17 protein-coding genes are annotated in these 15,402 nt (G+C 61.9%); 8 read left to right on the top strand and 9 right to left on the bottom strand.

What is annotated here, in order from left to right; translation table 11 throughout:
* Positions 1–16 precede the first annotated feature (16 nt).
* The 5 genes from rng to mreB form a co-directional block, all read right to left on the bottom strand.
* On the bottom strand, positions 17–1,474 hold the full coding sequence (gene rng / locus HV822_RS12435) for a ribonuclease G (protein WP_238870435.1): 1,458 nt from the start codon (positions 1,472–1,474) through the stop codon (positions 17–19).
* A gap of 62 nt (positions 1,475–1,536) precedes the next feature.
* Positions 1,537–2,118 (bottom strand): Maf family protein, encoded by a 582-nt coding sequence (locus HV822_RS12430; protein WP_238870433.1) that lies wholly within the window; start codon positions 2,116–2,118, stop codon positions 1,537–1,539.
* The gene (gene mreD / locus HV822_RS12425; RefSeq protein WP_238870431.1) at positions 2,108–2,581 is read right to left on the bottom strand and encodes a rod shape-determining protein MreD; all 474 of its coding nucleotides are present in this window, start codon (positions 2,579–2,581) and stop codon (positions 2,108–2,110) included. Before mreD ends, HV822_RS12430 begins: the two co-directional genes overlap by 11 nt.
* Entirely contained in the window at positions 2,571–3,473 is a 903-nt protein-coding gene (gene mreC / locus HV822_RS12420) for a rod shape-determining protein MreC (RefSeq protein WP_238870429.1), read from the bottom strand. Before mreC ends, mreD begins: the two co-directional genes overlap by 11 nt.
* A gap of 119 nt (positions 3,474–3,592) precedes the next feature.
* Positions 3,593–4,633 carry a rod shape-determining protein MreB gene (mreB, locus tag HV822_RS12415; RefSeq protein WP_083726157.1) on the bottom strand — a complete coding sequence of 347 codons (1,041 nt, stop codon included), beginning with the start codon at positions 4,631–4,633 and terminating at the stop codon, positions 3,593–3,595.
* Between the two features lie 303 nt (positions 4,634–4,936).
* Here mreB and gatC point away from each other — a divergent pair, with 303 nt between their 5' ends.
* The 5 genes from gatC to HV822_RS12390 all read left to right on the top strand — a co-directional run bounded on the left by gatC (position 4,937) and on the right by HV822_RS12390 (position 10,816).
* Entirely contained in the window at positions 4,937–5,224 is a 288-nt protein-coding gene (gatC, locus tag HV822_RS12410) for an Asp-tRNA(Asn)/Glu-tRNA(Gln) amidotransferase subunit GatC (RefSeq protein ID WP_238870427.1), read from the top strand.
* A 29-nt stretch (positions 5,225–5,253) separates the two neighbouring features.
* Positions 5,254–6,705 (top strand): Asp-tRNA(Asn)/Glu-tRNA(Gln) amidotransferase subunit GatA, encoded by a 1,452-nt coding sequence (gatA, locus tag HV822_RS12405; protein ID WP_238870425.1) that lies wholly within the window; start codon positions 5,254–5,256, stop codon positions 6,703–6,705.
* A gap of 14 nt (positions 6,706–6,719) precedes the next feature.
* On the top strand, positions 6,720–8,168 hold the full coding sequence (gatB, locus tag HV822_RS12400) for an Asp-tRNA(Asn)/Glu-tRNA(Gln) amidotransferase subunit GatB (RefSeq protein ID WP_238870423.1): 1,449 nt from the start codon (positions 6,720–6,722) through the stop codon (positions 8,166–8,168).
* 56 nt (positions 8,169–8,224) lie between these two features.
* Positions 8,225–8,617, top strand: a complete 393-nt coding sequence (locus HV822_RS12395) for a septal ring lytic transglycosylase RlpA family protein (RefSeq protein WP_238870421.1) — start codon at positions 8,225–8,227, stop codon at positions 8,615–8,617.
* A 150-nt stretch (positions 8,618–8,767) separates the two neighbouring features.
* Positions 8,768–10,816: a BCCT family transporter gene (locus tag HV822_RS12390; RefSeq protein WP_238870420.1), complete on the top strand. Its 2,049-nt coding sequence runs from the start codon at positions 8,768–8,770 to the stop codon at positions 10,814–10,816.
* A gap of 62 nt (positions 10,817–10,878) precedes the next feature.
* On the opposite strand, the gene HV822_RS12385 is transcribed toward HV822_RS12390, so the two are convergent.
* On the bottom strand, positions 10,879–11,463 hold the full coding sequence (locus HV822_RS12385) for a YajG family lipoprotein (protein WP_238870419.1): 585 nt from the start codon (positions 11,461–11,463) through the stop codon (positions 10,879–10,881).
* A gap of 175 nt (positions 11,464–11,638) precedes the next feature.
* On the opposite strand from HV822_RS12385, the gene HV822_RS12380 reads away from it, so the two are divergent.
* A complete protein-coding gene (locus HV822_RS12380; protein ID WP_238870417.1) occupies positions 11,639–11,854 on the top strand; it encodes a hypothetical protein in 216 nt (71 codons plus the stop codon).
* An 18-nt stretch (positions 11,855–11,872) separates the two neighbouring features.
* Here HV822_RS12380 and HV822_RS12375 read toward each other — a convergent pair whose 3' ends face one another.
* Genes HV822_RS12375 through HV822_RS12365 form a run of 3 tightly spaced genes read right to left on the bottom strand, consistent with a single transcriptional unit; the run spans position 11,873 to position 13,269 of the window.
* Positions 11,873–12,166 (bottom strand): PA4642 family protein, encoded by a 294-nt coding sequence (locus tag HV822_RS12375; protein ID WP_238870414.1) that lies wholly within the window; start codon positions 12,164–12,166, stop codon positions 11,873–11,875.
* A gap of 59 nt (positions 12,167–12,225) precedes the next feature.
* On the bottom strand, positions 12,226–12,708 hold the full coding sequence (locus tag HV822_RS12370) for a hypothetical protein (RefSeq protein ID WP_238870412.1): 483 nt from the start codon (positions 12,706–12,708) through the stop codon (positions 12,226–12,228).
* Between the two features lie 3 nt (positions 12,709–12,711).
* Positions 12,712–13,269 carry a hypoxanthine-guanine phosphoribosyltransferase gene (locus HV822_RS12365; RefSeq protein WP_096003236.1) on the bottom strand — a complete coding sequence of 186 codons (558 nt, stop codon included), beginning with the start codon at positions 13,267–13,269 and terminating at the stop codon, positions 12,712–12,714.
* A 212-nt stretch (positions 13,270–13,481) separates the two neighbouring features.
* Between HV822_RS12365 and upp the strand changes: the two genes are divergently transcribed.
* Both upp and HV822_RS12355 read left to right on the top strand, forming a co-directional pair.
* Positions 13,482–14,123 (top strand): uracil phosphoribosyltransferase, encoded by a 642-nt coding sequence (upp, locus tag HV822_RS12360; protein ID WP_238870410.1) that lies wholly within the window; start codon positions 13,482–13,484, stop codon positions 14,121–14,123.
* Complete coding sequence (locus tag HV822_RS12355) at positions 14,123–15,373, top strand: uracil-xanthine permease family protein (protein WP_238870408.1); 1,251 nt, start codon at positions 14,123–14,125, stop codon at positions 15,371–15,373. Before upp ends, HV822_RS12355 begins: the two co-directional genes overlap by 1 nt.
* The last annotated feature ends 29 nt before the right edge of the window (positions 15,374–15,402 follow it).

Below are 15,402 nucleotides of genomic sequence, written 5' to 3'. Positions count from 1 at the left end.
CGGAATCAGCCTGCCATCACATCAGCACCACATCGTACTGTTCCTGGGTGTACATGGTTTCCACCTGGAACTTGATCGGTCGCTCGATAAACAACTCCAGATCAGCAACGTTGCCAGACTCTTCGTCCAGCAGGCGATCAATCACCGCCTGCGACGCCAGCACCGTGTAGGAGCCAGCCTGATAGGCACGTGCCTCGCGCAGGATTTCGCGGAAGATTTCGTAGCACACCGTCTCCGGCGTTTTCTGAATGCCACGACCATGACAGCTCGGACAAGGCTCGCACAGCACCTGCTCAAGACTCTCGCGGGTGCGCTTGCGGGTCATCTGCACCAGGCCCAGCTCGGTGATGCCGATGATATTGGTCTTGGCGTGATCGCGTTCCAGCTGCTTTTCCAGCGTGCGCTGCACCTGGCGCTGGTGCTCCTCATCTTCCATGTCGATAAAGTCGATGATGATGATGCCGCCAAGGTTACGCAGGCGCAGCTGGCGGGCAATTGCGGTCGCCGCTTCGAGGTTGGTCTTGAAGATGGTCTCTTCGAGGTTGCGGTGGCCGACAAAGGCGCCGGTATTGACGTCAATGGTGGTCATCGCTTCGGTCTGGTCGATCACCAAGTGGCCGCCAGACTTGAGCATCACACGCCGGTCCATGGCCTTCTGAATCTCGTCTTCGACGCTGTAGAGATCAAAGATCGGCCGCTCACCCGGGTAGTGCTCCAGCAGCTCCTCGACCCCCGGCATCAGCTCGTGCACAAACTGTTCGACCTTCTGAAAGGTTTCACGCGAGTCGATACGCACCTTCTCCAGCCTGGGGTTGGCCAGATCGCGCAGGGTACGCAGGGCCAGCGGCAGGTCTTCGTAGATCACCGAGGGCGCCGGCGCGGTGCCCATCTGCTGGGCGATCTGCTGCCACAGACGGCGCACGTAGCGAATGTCGACCAGAATATCCTCCGGCCTGGCGCCTTCGGCGGCGGTGCGCAGGATATAACCGCCAGCCTCCTCAATGTCTTCACTTTCCTGGCAGTCAGCAACAACCTGTTTCAGACGCTCGCGCTCGGCTTCGTCTTCGATTTTCAGCGAGATGCCCACATGCGGCGTGCGCGGCATGTACACCAGATAGCGTGAAGGGACCGACAGGTGCGTCGTCAGGCGCGCGCCCTTGGTGCCAATCGGGTCCTTGGTGACCTGCACCACCAGCGCCTTGCCTTCGTGCACCAGGGCGCTGATCGGCTCTACTGCCTGGCCCTCGCGCTGGGAGATTTCGGAGGCGTGAATAAAGGCCGCCCGTTCCAGCCCGATATCGACAAAGGCCGCCTGCATACCCGGAAGTACACGCACCACCTTGCCCTTGTAGATATTGCCGACGATGCCACGGCGCTGGGTACGCTCGACGTGCACTTCCTGCAGCACGCCGTTCTCGACCAGCGCAACGCGGGTTTCCATCGGCGTGATATTGATGAGAATTTCTTCGCTCATGGGCTCTCTCGCTTCTTGTCTGTCACCACAATACCGGTGATTGGAGGCCCGGAACAGCCGCGTCAGGGCCGTTGCCAGCAGGAAATGCCAAAGCCCTCAAGCAAACTGGCGGTCTCGCGCAGCGGTAACCCGACCACCGCGCTGTAGCTACCTTCGATACGATCAACAAAGACCGCGCCCAGACCCTGAATACCATAGGCGCCAGCCTTGTCTGCCGGCTCGCCGGTATCCCAGTAATCCGCCAGCTCCTGCGCACTCAGGGGGCGGAAGCAGACCCGGGTATCGACCCGCTGCAGCGCGATACGTTCGTCCCGGGCGACCGCCACTGCGGTCATCACCCAATGCTCGTCCGCAGACAGCTTGCCCAGCATCTCCAGCGCATGAGCCCGGTCATGCGGCTTGCCGAGAATCTGGCCGCGATGCACCACCGCGGTGTCCGCCGCCAGCACCACCCGCCCCGGGCTGGAAGCAACCGCGGCCAGCGCCTTATCACGGGTCACCCGCTCGACGTAGGCCTCGGGCGTCTCGCCCGGCAATACCCGCTCATCAACCTCGCTGGGGCGCTGGGTGCAGGGCACACCAATCTGCGCCAGCAGCTCGCGCCGGCGTGGCGAGGCCGAGGCCAGCAGCAGTTCAATTGACATGGAAACGCCGACGTACGCCGCGCAGCAACGAGAAGACCCAGGGCCAGAGCACCGCACTGACTACCGCAGGCAACAAGAACAGTAAGGTCGGCGGCCGGTTGCCGCTCAGACTGTTGAGCCAGAGTGCAACCATCTGCGCAATCCCAAAGACCGGCAGCATTACCAGGCTCTGCTGCCACAGTGGGAAGCGGCGAATGCGTTGATACAGCAGCAGCACCATCCAGACCACCAGCGTCATCACCAGCGCGTTTTGTCCAAACAGCTGGCCGAACAAGACGTCCGACAGCAGGCCTGCCAGCCAGGCGGTCAGCAGGCCGACCCGGTGCGGCAGCGCCATGACCCAGCACGAGAGCACCAGCGCCAGCCACATCGGGCGGGCCAGGCTGACCGGCTCGGGCAGCGGCATGACGCTGAGCAGCAGCGCCACCACAATACTCAGGATGATCGCCAGACTAGTCTGCATTGGCTGCCTCCCCGGCCGGCTGGCCCTCGCTATCGGCAGCGGGAGTTCGTACCGCCCCGTCAGCACTCGGTGCCGCTTCGCCACCCAGCTCCAGCGCCGGCAACACATCGCCATAACCGCTTTCCGGGCTGAATACCAACAGCAGATAACGGCTGCGACTGAGCTGCGCCGACGGCGTGACCCGCACCTCGGCAAAGGACTGAGCAGGGTGCCGCGTCACCGCCTGCACCCGACCGACCGGGTAACCGGCTGGGAAGCGCTGGCCAAGACCTGAGCTGACCACAATGTCGCCCTCGCGCACGTCGGCGGTGTCGCCCACGTAGCGCAGCTCCAGCCACTCGTTGCGACCCGTACCGCTGGCAATGGCGCGCAGGCCATTACGGTTGATCTGCACCGGCAGGCTGTGGGATGCATCAGTCACCAGCAGCACCCGAGCGCTATGCGGCAGCACCTCGACAACCTGCCCCATCAGCCCGCTGGCATCCAGCACTGGCTGGCCCAGAAACACGCCATCGGCCTCGCCCTTGTCGAGCAGGATGCGTTGGGTAAAGGGGTTGGGGTCCACACCGATAAGCTCAGCCACCAGCACCCGCTCGTCCACCAGCGAAGAGGAGTTGAGCAGCTCGCGCAGGCGCACGTTCTGTTCGGTCAGGGTGGCGAGTTTTTGCAGTTTGCGCTGGGTTAGCAGCGCTTCGGCGCGCAGCCGCTCATTATCAGCAATCAGCTCGGCCCGACTGGTGGTCAGTTCGGAGACCGACTGCCAGGCCCGCACCGGCATTTCAGCAGCCGAATACAACGGCGCCACCAGCAGACCGAGCTGATGGCGCAGGGGCTTGAGGGCGTCAAAACGGGCGTCGACCACCATGAGCACGATGGACAACACCGTGAGCACAATCAGGCGGACACCGAGCGACGGCCCCTTGATAAATAGCGGTTTGATGGCAGGTTCCTCGCAGCCACTGGCGTGTTGCGGTCAACGGCCCGCCGCGCAGCAGCGGGCCGGCAGCCGACTCACTCGGTCGACAGCAGATCCATGGTGTGCTGGTCCATCATTTCCAGCGCACGGCCACCGCCGCGAGCAACGCAGGTCAGCGGCTCCTCGGCAACAATTACCGGCAGGCCGGTTTCCTGGGTTAGCAGCTTGTCCAAATCACGCAGCAGCGCACCACCGCCGGTCAGAATCAGGCCACGCTCGGCGATATCGGAAGCCAGTTCCGGCGGAGATTGCTCCAACGCGCTCTTGACTGCCTGTACGATGGTTGCCAGCGACTCCTGCAGCGCTTCAAGCACCTCGTTGGAGTTGAGGGTAAAGCTGCGCGGCACACCCTCAGCCAGATTGCGCCCACGAACATCGACTTCCAGGGTTTCGCCACCAGGGAAGGCGACGCCGATTTCCTGCTTGATGCGCTCGGCGGTGGATTCGCCGATCAGGCTGCCGTAGTTACGGCGTACATAGGTCACGATGGCTTCATCAAAACGGTCACCACCAACCCGGACGGATTCAGCGTACACCACGCCGTTAAGGGAGATCAGCGCGATCTCGGTAGTACCACCACCGATATCCACGACCATGGAGCCGCGCGCCTCTTCAACCGGCAGGCCGGCACCGATGGCGGCAGCCATTGGCTCTTCGATCAGGTACACCTCGCGGGCGCCAGCACCCAGGGCTGACTCACGGATCGCCCGACGCTCAACCTGGGTAGACTTGCACGGTACGCAGATCAGCACACGCGGGCTCGGCTGGATAAAGCTGTTCTCGTGCACCTTGTTGATGAAGTATTGCAGCATCTTTTCGCAGACACTGAAGTCGGCGATAACGCCGTCTTTCATCGGACGAATGGCCTGGATGTTGCCGGGCGTGCGTCCCAGCATGCGTTTGGCATCAGTACCAACGGCAACAACACTTTTCTGATTGCCGGCGGTGGTGCGAATGGCAACCACCGACGGTTCGTCCAGCACAATGCCACGATCGCGGACGTAAATGAGGGTGTTGGCAGTGCCCAGGTCGATGGACAGATCACTGGAAAACATGCCACGAATTTTTTTGAACATGCGTTGACTAGACCCCGAGGACGCGTGGGTTAATGGTAAAAATATAAAGAAAGCACTGATAAGCCACCTGCCCGCTGCATTGCCGCAGGGATGGATAGCGGCAAAAGGCCTTTAGAAAACAGGGCAAACAGGTAGCTGATCGGTACCTCCGGAAGTGTCGCAACTCTAACAATGGCGGGGTTTTTGGGCAAGGCGCGCTGTGGTAAATTCCCGCCTTTGCCCGCATTTCCCGTGGCGAACCACCCAACGGCGCCTGTCGCCAGCAGCCAACCGGAATTCTTCCGGCTACATGGAGCTTTACACATGTCCCTGGACCGCACCGATGTGGAAAAGATCGCGCATCTGGCCCGTATCGCCATCAGCGAGGATGAAATCCCCGCTACTACCGCCAAACTGTCCGGCATTCTGGACCTGATCGACAAGATGCAGGCGGTGGACACCAGCAACGTCACACCGCTCGCCCACCCGCTGGAAACCACCCAGCGCCTGCGCGCCGACGAAGTCACCGAAAGCAACCAGCGCGACGCCTACCAGGCCATCGCACCGGCCACCGAAGAAGGTCTGTACCTGGTTCCCAAGGTCATCGAATAATCCTGCCGCGCCGACAAGAGACTACTCCCATGCACGAAAAAACGCTGGCCGAACTGTCCCAGGCCCTGCAGAGCAAGGCGCTGTCGAGCGTCGAGCTGACCCAGCACTACCTCAAGCGCATCGAGCAGCTTGATGGCAGCCTCAACAGCTATATCACCGTTACCGCCGAGTCCGCACTGGAGCAAGCCAAGGCCGCCGATGCGCGCATTGCCGCCGGCAACGCCACCGCCCTGACCGGCATCCCGCTGGCGCACAAGGACCTGTTCTGCACCCAGGGCCAGCGCACCAGCTGCGGCTCGAAGATGCTCGACAACTTCATCTCGCCGTACGAGTCCACCGTTACCCAGCGCTTTCTGGATGCCGGCGCGGTCAGCCTCGGCAAGACCAACCTTGATGAGTTCGCCATGGGCTCGTCCACCGAGTCCAGCTTCTATGGCCCGACCCGCAACCCGTGGGATACCGACCGGGTACCCGGCGGCTCCTCTGGCGGCTCCGCCTCGGCCGTTGCCGCGCGCCTGTGCGCCGCCGCCACCGGTACCGACACTGGCGGCTCGATCCGTCAACCGGCTGGCTTCACCGCCCTGACTGGCCTGAAGCCGACCTACGGCCGCGTTTCGCGCTGGGGCATGGTCGCCTACGCATCCAGCCTGGATCAGGGCGGCCCGATGGCCCGCAGCGCCGAAGACTGCGCGCTGATGATGCAGGTCATGGCTGGCTTTGATGCCAAGGACTCCACCAGTGTCGACCAACCGGTACCGGATTACAGCGCCGGCCTGAATGACTCGCTCAAGGGCCTGCGCATCGGCCTGCCGAAGGAGTACTTCTCCGCCGGTCTGGATGCTGCCACGGCTGATGCCATCAGCGCTGCCGTCAAGCAGTTCCAGGCGCTCGGTGCCGAGGTCAAGGAAATCAGCCTGCCAAATGCCGAGCTGGCGATCCCGGCCTACTACGTCATCGCACCAGCTGAAGCCTCCTCCAACCTGTCACGCTTTGACGGTGTGCGCTTTGGCTATCGCTGCGAGAACCCGGCCGACCTGAGCGACCTGTACAAGCGCTCACGCGCCGAAGGCTTTGGCGCCGAAGTGAAACGCCGCATCATGGTTGGCGCCTACGCGCTGTCCGCTGGCTACTACGACGCCTACTATCTGCAGGCGCAGAAGATTCGCCGCCTGATCAAGAACGACTTCATGGCCGCCTACGAGCAGGTCGACGTCATTCTCTGCCCGACCTCGCCGACCCCGGCGTTCAAGATCGGCGAGAAGATCGACGACCCGGTCAGCCTCTACCTGACCGACATCTACACCATTACCGCCAACCTGGCCGGCGTTCCGGGCGTTGCCCTGCCTGCCGGGTTTGCCAACGGTCTGCCGCTGGGCATGCAACTGCTGGGGCCCTACTTCAGCGAAGCCCGTCTGCTCAACATCGCGCACCAGTACCAGCAGGTTACCGACTGGCACCAGCGCGCTCCGGCCGGCTACTGAGAGGATTGACAGCAATGCAATGGGAAATCGTCATCGGGCTGGAAATCCACGCCCAGCTCACCACCGCCTCGAAGATCTTCTCCGGCAGCGCCACCACCTTCGGCGCCGAAGCCAACACCCAGGCCAGCCTGGTTGATCTGGGCATGCCGGGCACCCTGCCGGTGCTCAACGCCGGCGCCGTGCGTAACGCGGTCAAGTTCGGTCTGGCGATCGACGCCGAGATTGGCATGACCAACGTTTTCGCGCGCAAGAACTACTTCTACCCGGACCTGCCCAAGGGCTACCAGACCAGCCAGATGGATCACCCGATCGTCGGTAAGGGCCACCTGGACATCACCCTGGAAGACGGCACCGTCAAGCGCGTCGGCGTGACCCGTGCGCATCTGGAAGAAGACGCCGGCAAAAGTCTGCACGAAGACTTCCACGGCATGAGCGGCATCGACCTCAACCGCGCCGGCACCCCGCTGCTGGAGATCGTCTCCGAGCCGGACATGCGCAGTGCCAAGGAAGCGGTCGCCTACGCCAAGACCATTCACTCGTTGGTGCGTTATCTGGGCATCTGCGACGGCAACATGGCCGAAGGCTCGCTGCGCTGCGACTGCAACGTCTCGGTCCGCCCCAAGGGTCAAAGCGAGTTCGGTACCCGCTGCGAGATCAAGAACGTAAACTCCTTCCGCTTTATCGAAAAGGCGATCAACACCGAAGTCCAGCGCCAGATCGAGCTGATCGAAGACGGCGGCAAGGTGGTACAGGAAACCCGCCTGTACGATCCGAACAAGGACGAAACCCGCTCCATGCGCAGCAAGGAAGAAGCCAACGACTACCGCTACTTCCCCTGCCCGGACCTGCTACCCGTGGTACTGGAGCCGAGCTTTATTGAAGAGGTTCGTGGCGAACTGCCGGAGCTGCCGCAACAGAAGCGCGAGCGCTTCGAAAGCCAGTTTGGCCTGTCGACCTACGACGCCAGCGTCTTGAGCGCCAGCCGCGAACTGGCTGACTACTTCGAACAGGTGCAGAAAACCTGTGGTGACGCCAAGCTGGCCGCCAACTGGGTGATGGGCGAGCTGTCCAGCCTGCTCAACAAGCAAGGCCTGGAGATCGAGCAGTCGCCGGTCAGCGCCGATCAGCTGGGCGGCATGATCCTGCGCATCAAGGACAACACCATCAGCGGCAAGATCGCCAAGATGGTGTTCGAGGCACTGGCCGCCGGCGAAGGCGACTCTGCCGATGCCATCATCGAAGCCAAGGGGCTGAAGCAGGTCACCGACAGCGGCGCCATCGAAGCCATGCTGGATGAGGTGCTGGCCGCCAACGCCGAGCAACTGGAGCAGTACCGCGCCAGCGACGAAGCCAAGCGCGGCAAGATGTTCGGCTTCTTCGTCGGTCAGGCCATGAAGGCCTCCAAGGGCAAGGCCAACCCGCAGCAGGTCAACGAACTGCTGCGCAAGAAGCTGGAAGGCTGAACCGGCGGGCGGCGGCGTGGTCTCAGATCTCGCCGCCGCCACCCGGGACTCTCCCCATGCTTCGCGCCCTGCTGATCGTCCTTGCTACCCTGCTGGCCAGCAGCGCCACGGCAGATGATCTCTCGCTGGGCGATCCCGGCTGGACTCAGACCGGCAAAGCCTCCTACTACTCCTCCCGCCTGCACGGCCGACGCACCGCCAGCGGCGAGCCTTACGATGAAACCGACCTCACCGCAGCGCATCCGCAGCTGCCCTTCGGCACTCTGGTTGAGGTGACCAACCTGTACAACAACCGCTCGGTTGTTCTGCGCATCAACGACCGTGGCCCCTTTGTTGGCCACCGGATCATCGACGTTTCACAGAGCGCCGCCGAGCTGCTGGGCATGATTCGCGCTGGCAGTGCGCGGGTGCGTATCGAGGTGCTGGACCCGGACCAGCAGAGCGAATAAGCGGAACCTTTGCCCCGACCGGCTATCCTTTTACAGGTAACGAGCAGAAACAAAGCGGACATCGGCGCGCTCCCGCCCGCCTGCCAGCCTGGTGCTGCTCGCCCTTAAAGCCGGCGACCCGACCGGCATACGCAGGACAAGGAGATCTGCATGACTGACGCCAAGCGTGGCTGGCAATCAACCGTACTGGTTCCCGTGTTTGCCCCTGCCGTGATTGTGACCCTGCTACTGGTCATCGGCACCATCAGCAACCCCGAGCTGGCTGGCTCACTGTTTTCCAGTACGCTGGCCTATATCACCGACACCTTTGGCTGGTTCTACATGCTGGCGGTCGCCAGCTTTCTGCTGTTCGTGGTGCTGGTCGCCTGCAGCAGCTGGGGCAACATCCGCCTCGGGCCGGACCACGCCGAGCCGCAGTACAGCTTCCCGGCCTGGTTTGCCATGCTGTTCTCCGCCGGCTACGGCATCGCCCTGCTGTTCTTTGGCGTAGCCGAGCCGGTCACCCACTTTGCCAGCCCGCCCGCGGGCGCCCCGGAGACGCTGGACGCGGCCAAGCAGGCGATGCAGATCGCCTTCTTCCACTGGGGCTTTCATATCTGGGCCATCTATGGGTTGGTCGGCCTGGTACTGGCCTACTTTGCCTTTCGCCACGGCCTGCCGCTGTCGATGCGATCGGCCCTCTACCCGCTGATCGGAGAGCGCATTCATGGCCCCATCGGGCACACCGTAGACGTGGTCGCCATTCTCGGTACCCTGTTCGGCATCGCCACCACCCTGGGCCTGTCGGTTGCGCAGATCAATGCGGGCCTGAACTACCTCTGGCCCAGCATTCCGGTGGCCAGCAACGTGCAGGTCATCGCCATCATTGTGGTGACCGGACTGGCCTTATTCTCGGTAGTCGCCGGCCTCGACAAGGGGGTCAAGAATCTCTCCATCCTCAACATGGTGCTGGCGGTGTCGCTGATGCTGTTCGTGTTTCTGGTTGGCCCGTCGATCTTTATCCTCGAGGCCTTTTTGCAGAATACCGGCAGTTATCTGAACAACATTGTCGAGCGCACCTTCAACCTGCAGGCTTACACCCATAGCGACTGGATCGGCAACTGGACCCTGTTCATCTTCGGCTGGACCATCGCCTGGGCGCCCTTTGTCGGGCTGTTTATCGCCAAGATCAGCCGTGGGCGCACCATTCGCCAGTTCGTCTTTGGCGTGATGCTGGTGCCAACCATGTTTACCTTCCTGTGGTTCTCGGTGTTTGGTGACACGGCCCTGCATCTGATCATGAACGAAGGTTACACCACCTTGATCAGCGAAGTGCAGGCAGACAAGGCCATCGCCCTGTTCAAACTGTTCGAGCGCTTGCCACTGACCGCCATCGTGTCCTTCATCACGGTGGTGCTGATCGTCACCTTCTTCGTCACCTCCTCTGACTCTGGCTCGCTGGTAATCGACTCCCTGGCATCCGGCGGCGTGATGCAGACACCGGTCTGGCAACGCGCGTTCTGGGCCATTCTGGAGGGTCTAGTGGCGGCGGTACTACTGATTGCCGGCGGCCTCAGCGCCCTGCAGACCATGACCATCGTCACCGCCCTGCCCTTTGCCATCATCATGATCATTGCCATGCTCGGCATGTGGCGCGCGCTGGTGATCGAAGGCCACCGCGATGTCAGCCTGCTGCACCAGATGCAGGTCAGTCGCTACAGCGACAACAGCCTGGCAACCAACTGGAAGAAGCGCCTGGCCGGTATCGTCAACTTCCCCGATCGTGCGGCGGTGGAAGGTTTTATCAACCAGACCGCCATGCCCGCCATGCAGCGCCTGAGCGATGCACTGGTGGAACAGGGTTGGCCAACCAAGGCCGAGCGCGACCCGGAGAATGGCCGGGTGTACCTGGAAATCCACAAGCCGGATCAGCTCGACTTCATTTACGAGGTGCGCCTGCGCGAATACCTGCGCCCAGATTTTGCCTATCCGGAAATGCGCCGTACCGACAACAACGAGCAGCAACATTACTACCGGGCTGAGGTGTTCCTGCGACGCGGCGGCCAGACCTACGATGTGTATGGCTACGACGAGCAGGAAATGATCGGCGATATTCTCGACCACTTCGAGAAGTACCTGCACTTCCTGCATATTTCACCAGGCGTGCTGCCGTGGAATATGGCAGAACACGATGAAATGCTGCAGCCTCCCACCACCTGACGCCACCAGCTGTCAGACACAAAAAAACCGGCGCACGCGCCGGTTTTTTTATTGCCAAGACCTTACTGCTGGAGGATCTGAATGACCGCCGGATCCTGGAACACGCGGGTCAGAGCATCACTCATGACATCGCTCACCAGCTGAGTATTAGTCTGCTGGTTCGGTGCGTAGCCAAAGCGCTGCTGCAGCGAGGAGCTGTAACGACCCTGGTAGTTCTTGTTCATGTTGCGCGCCTCGGCCACAAAGGTCGCGCTGATATCGGCCTGGGTGACATAAACCGAACTCTTGGGCGACTGATAACTTAGGTCAGACAAATTCAGGGTCAGGCTATTGGCATTCGGCGTACCCTGCGGCACCACGTTAAAGCCCAGCTGGCGCAGAGCGCTCTCAACCTGCTGACGTACCGCCGGCAAAGCGCTGTCGCTGATGGTGATATTGCTGGAGTCGGGATAGATACCGCCACGGGTGCCCAGAATCTTGCTCTGGCGCGTGTCCTGCACCTGCACGGTCACCGGCTGTTGCTGGGCAACCGGGTTGAGCGGCTTGTTGATCTGCGGTTGTACTGTCAGTTGCTGCGGGCTGTGCGCGCAACCCACCAGGGCCGCCGTCAGCGCCGCCAGCAACACCATGCCTGAACGCTTGAGCATAAGTAGCTTACTCCTGCCATCTATCGGAAAAATCAGTTTGTCACCGGATTGCTGCCGGTTTGGACAGGCGCAGCATACTCCGGTTCCGAGGCCGCTGACAGAGGCCTGCACTGTCATCATCCTGCAATGCAGATAGGCCAAGCTGGCGGCCAGAATGACTGAGGAGTCTTCCGCCATGCTCAACGCTCTGTTCAAGCGTCGCCGCTGCTACGCACAGCTCAGCCCCCAAGGGCTGTGTCTCGCCCTGTGGGAACTCAAGGACGCTCCGCGTCAGGGACACTGGGTAGAGGTGTGTGAGATGGAGCCGCGCTGGATCGGCAAGCCGTTGCCGGCAAGCGCCCGCGTTATCCGCACCGCACGCCGCAACCAGTGGCGCCTGCTGCCGGCCTGAGCCGGCGGCAAACTACCCTCAACGGGCGCCGGCTGCTTCCAGCACAGCAACGTACTCTTCGCCCTGCGCGTGTTCACGTACGGTCTCGGCAAAGGTGCGACCTTCACCGTTGGCGGCATTCAGATCAAAGCCTTCGGCCTTGAACATCACCAGAAAACGCTCAAAATCCTCGATACGCAGGCCACGGTAGGCGCGTACCAGCAGGTGATAGTCGGCTGACTCGTCACTGTTATAAGGACGCGCGTTGAGAAATACCGCGACCTGCTCGTCGGTCATCGGCTCGCCGATCACCTTTTCTTTGTCTTTACGCATGATGCTTCCTCACTGGCTCAGGGCGGGCATTGTAACCATCCGCCGCACAGCTCACCAGCTCAGCGGCCGCCAGGCTGGGTTGCCGAATGCACGTCAGCCCAAATCAGCCCATTGCCGTAAAAGCGCCCCTGCACATAATCGGCACCGGGCGCCTCCAGTTGCTGACGGATGACCGACAGCAGGCTCAGAGGGTAAGTGATAACCAGCGTGTTGGCGCCATCCTCCAGCCGCGCAGCGCGCAGGCCGGCGTCGCCCGCAACAAAGTGCAGTCGCGCCCGCTCAACCGGACTACCCGGCAACAACGAACGCCCTTCCAGCAGCAGCCAGACAGCCGCTTCGGCCTGGTTGGGGCGCCCGCCGGGGCGCAGCTCGCTGCCCACGGTCAGGCTGTAGCGCTGCACTTCAAACAGCACCTGCTCGGGCTTGTCCTGCCGCTGGCCAAAGGGGTCAGCCGGCAGGTACTCGTCGTGCGGCAGGCTGACCTGGGCCGCCAGCAGCGGCGCCAGCAGACTCAAGCCCGCACCCAGCAGCCAGGCGCGCATCGCTTAGTGGCCCTTGAGAGCAAAGATACCAGCGGCGTTACGCCAGTAGCCCTTGTAATCGAGGCCGTAACCGAAGATATAGCGGTCTTCGACATCCAGGCCGGTAAAGTCGGCGCGCATGCCCGGATAGGCCTTGCGATCATGCTGCTTGTCCAGCAGTACGGCGGTGTAGACATGCTCGGCGCCCGCATCACGGCAATACTCGACGATCGCGGCCAGGGTATGGCCCTCGTCCAGAATGTCATCGATGATCAGCACGCTGCGGCCCGCCAGCGAGTGCTCGGCGCGCGCCTTCCAGAACAGCTCGCCGCCAGACAGCTTGTTGCGATAGCGCGTGGCGTGCAGGTAACCCACTTCCATTGGAAAGGGCAGTTTGGGCAGCAACTTGCCACTGATGATCAGGCCGCCGTTCATTACGCTGTAGACAATCGGGTTGCTGTCACTCAACCGGGTGTTGATGTCATCGGCCATGCGCTGCAGCGCTGCCTCGACGTCTGCCTCGGTGAAGAGACAGTCCGCCTCCGCCATCACTTCTTTAATATGCTGCAGCTCTACCGCCATGACTGACCTCCGCTGGTGCCGGAAAAAAGGGGCGAAAAATACCCATGTCGTCGCGAAAGCACAAGTATAGGAAGCACTGAACAATTTCACACGGCCTCTGCGAGTGCCCATGCGTGCAGCTGCCTGCCGGAGCGTGCGCCCCTGCGGCATGTTGACCCGGGCCCGGCTGTGCCATAATTGCCGCGCCCTTCTCGCAACAGAGTAACTTTCCGATGAACGTCAAAGAAATCCGCCACCCCCTGATCCGACACAAGCTAGGCCTGATGCGCCGTGATGACATCAGCACCAAGAACTTTCGCGAACTGGCCCAGGAAGTTGCCGCCCTGCTGACCTATGAAGCGACGCAGGACATGGCGGTTGAAGCCCATACCATCAAGGGCTGGTGCGGCGATGTGCAGGTCGAGAAACTCAGCGGCAAGAAGGTTACCGTGGTGCCCATCCTGCGTGCCGGTCTGGGCATGCTCGATGGCGTCCTCAGCCTGGTCCCCAGCGCCAAGGTCAGCGTGATCGGCCTGGCGCGCAACGAGGAAACCCTGGAGGCAGACACATACCTGGAAAAGCTGGTCGGCGAGCTGAACCAGCGCATGGCACTGATCATCGACCCGATGCTGGCCACCGGCGGCTCCATGATTGCCACCATCGACATGCTGAAAAAGGCCGGCGCCCGCGAGATTCGCGCGCTGGTTCTGGTAGCCGCGCCCGAGGGCATCAAGCGGGTCAACGATGCCCACCCCGATGTACAGATCTACACCGCCTCGGTTGATCAGCGCCTGAACGAACAGGGCTACATCATTCCGGGCCTAGGTGACGCCGGTGACAAGATCTTCGGCACCAAGCAGAAGGATATCGTCTGATGGAGGGCGTACAGACTCACGGCTGGCGCACCGCGCTAGCCGGCTCACAGATGCTGTTTGTCGCCTTTGGCGCGCTGGTGTTGATGCCGCTGATTACCGGCATGAACCCGAGCGTGGCGTTGTTCACCGCAGGTATAGGCACCCTGCTGTTCCAGTTCACCACCCATCGCCAGATGCCAATTTTCCTGGCCTCAAGCTTCGCCTTTATTGCTCCCATCATGCACAGCAACCAAACCTGGGGCCTGCCGGCCACGCTGGGTGGCCTGGTCGCTGCTGGGGTGATGTATATCCTGCTTAGCCTGATCATTCGCTGGCGTGGACCGGGCTTTATCCAGCGACTGCTGCCACCGGTGGTGGTGGGTCCGGTCATCATGGTCATTGGCCTGGGGCTGGCTTCCACCGCCGTCAACATGGCAATGGGCAAGTCAGGTGACGGCAACCAGCAACTGGTGGATTACAACACGGCGATCCTTATTGCAGCGGCCTCGCTGGCCACCACCATTGTGGTCGCGGTCTTTGCCAAGGGGCTGTTCCGCCTGGTGCCGATTCTGGCCGGCGTACTGGTGGGTTATGTGCTGTCCTGGCTGCTGGGTGTGGTCGACTTCAGCCAGGTTGCTGAATCGCCCTGGCTAGCGGTGCCGGCTTTTGTTGCGCCGGAGTTTCATATGGCGGCCATCCTGTTCATGATTCCGGTCGCCATTGCGCCGGCCATCGAACACATTGGCGACGTGCTGGCCATTGGCGGCGTCACCGGCAAGAACTACCTGGAAAAACCAGGCCTGCAGAACACCCTACTGGGTGACGGCATCGCCACCTCGGCGGCAGCCTTTCTCGGCGGCCCGCCCAACACCACCTACTCGGAAGTCACCGGCGCGGTCATGCTGACCCGCAACTTCAACCCCAATGTGATGATCTGGGCAGCTGTGTTTGCCATCGGCCTGGCCTTTGTCGACAAGTTTGGCGCGGTGCTGTTGGGAATGCCGGTGCCGGTCATGGGCGGCATTCTTTGCCTGCTGTTCGGCTCGATCGCCGTTGTTGGCCTGAACACCCTGGTACGCAATCAGGTTGATCTGGCGCAGGCCCGCAACCTGTGCATCGTCTCTGTCACCCTGGTATTTGGCATCGGCGGCATGGTTATCGGCAATGACAGCTTCAGCCTGCAGGGCATCAGCCTGTGCGGCGTGGTCGCCATTGTGCTTAACCTGCTGCTGCCCAAGGGCGAGGACGAGAACGCTCTGCCGCATCAGTAACGCACGACAGGCGCTGATCCCGCACCCTG

Source organism: Halopseudomonas maritima, from assembly GCF_021545785.1.
Lineage (GTDB): Bacteria > Pseudomonadota > Gammaproteobacteria > Pseudomonadales > Pseudomonadaceae > Halopseudomonas > Halopseudomonas maritima.
The sequence above is the reverse complement of the archived record's forward strand: the minus strand, read 5'-3'. Positions and strand labels throughout refer to the sequence as shown.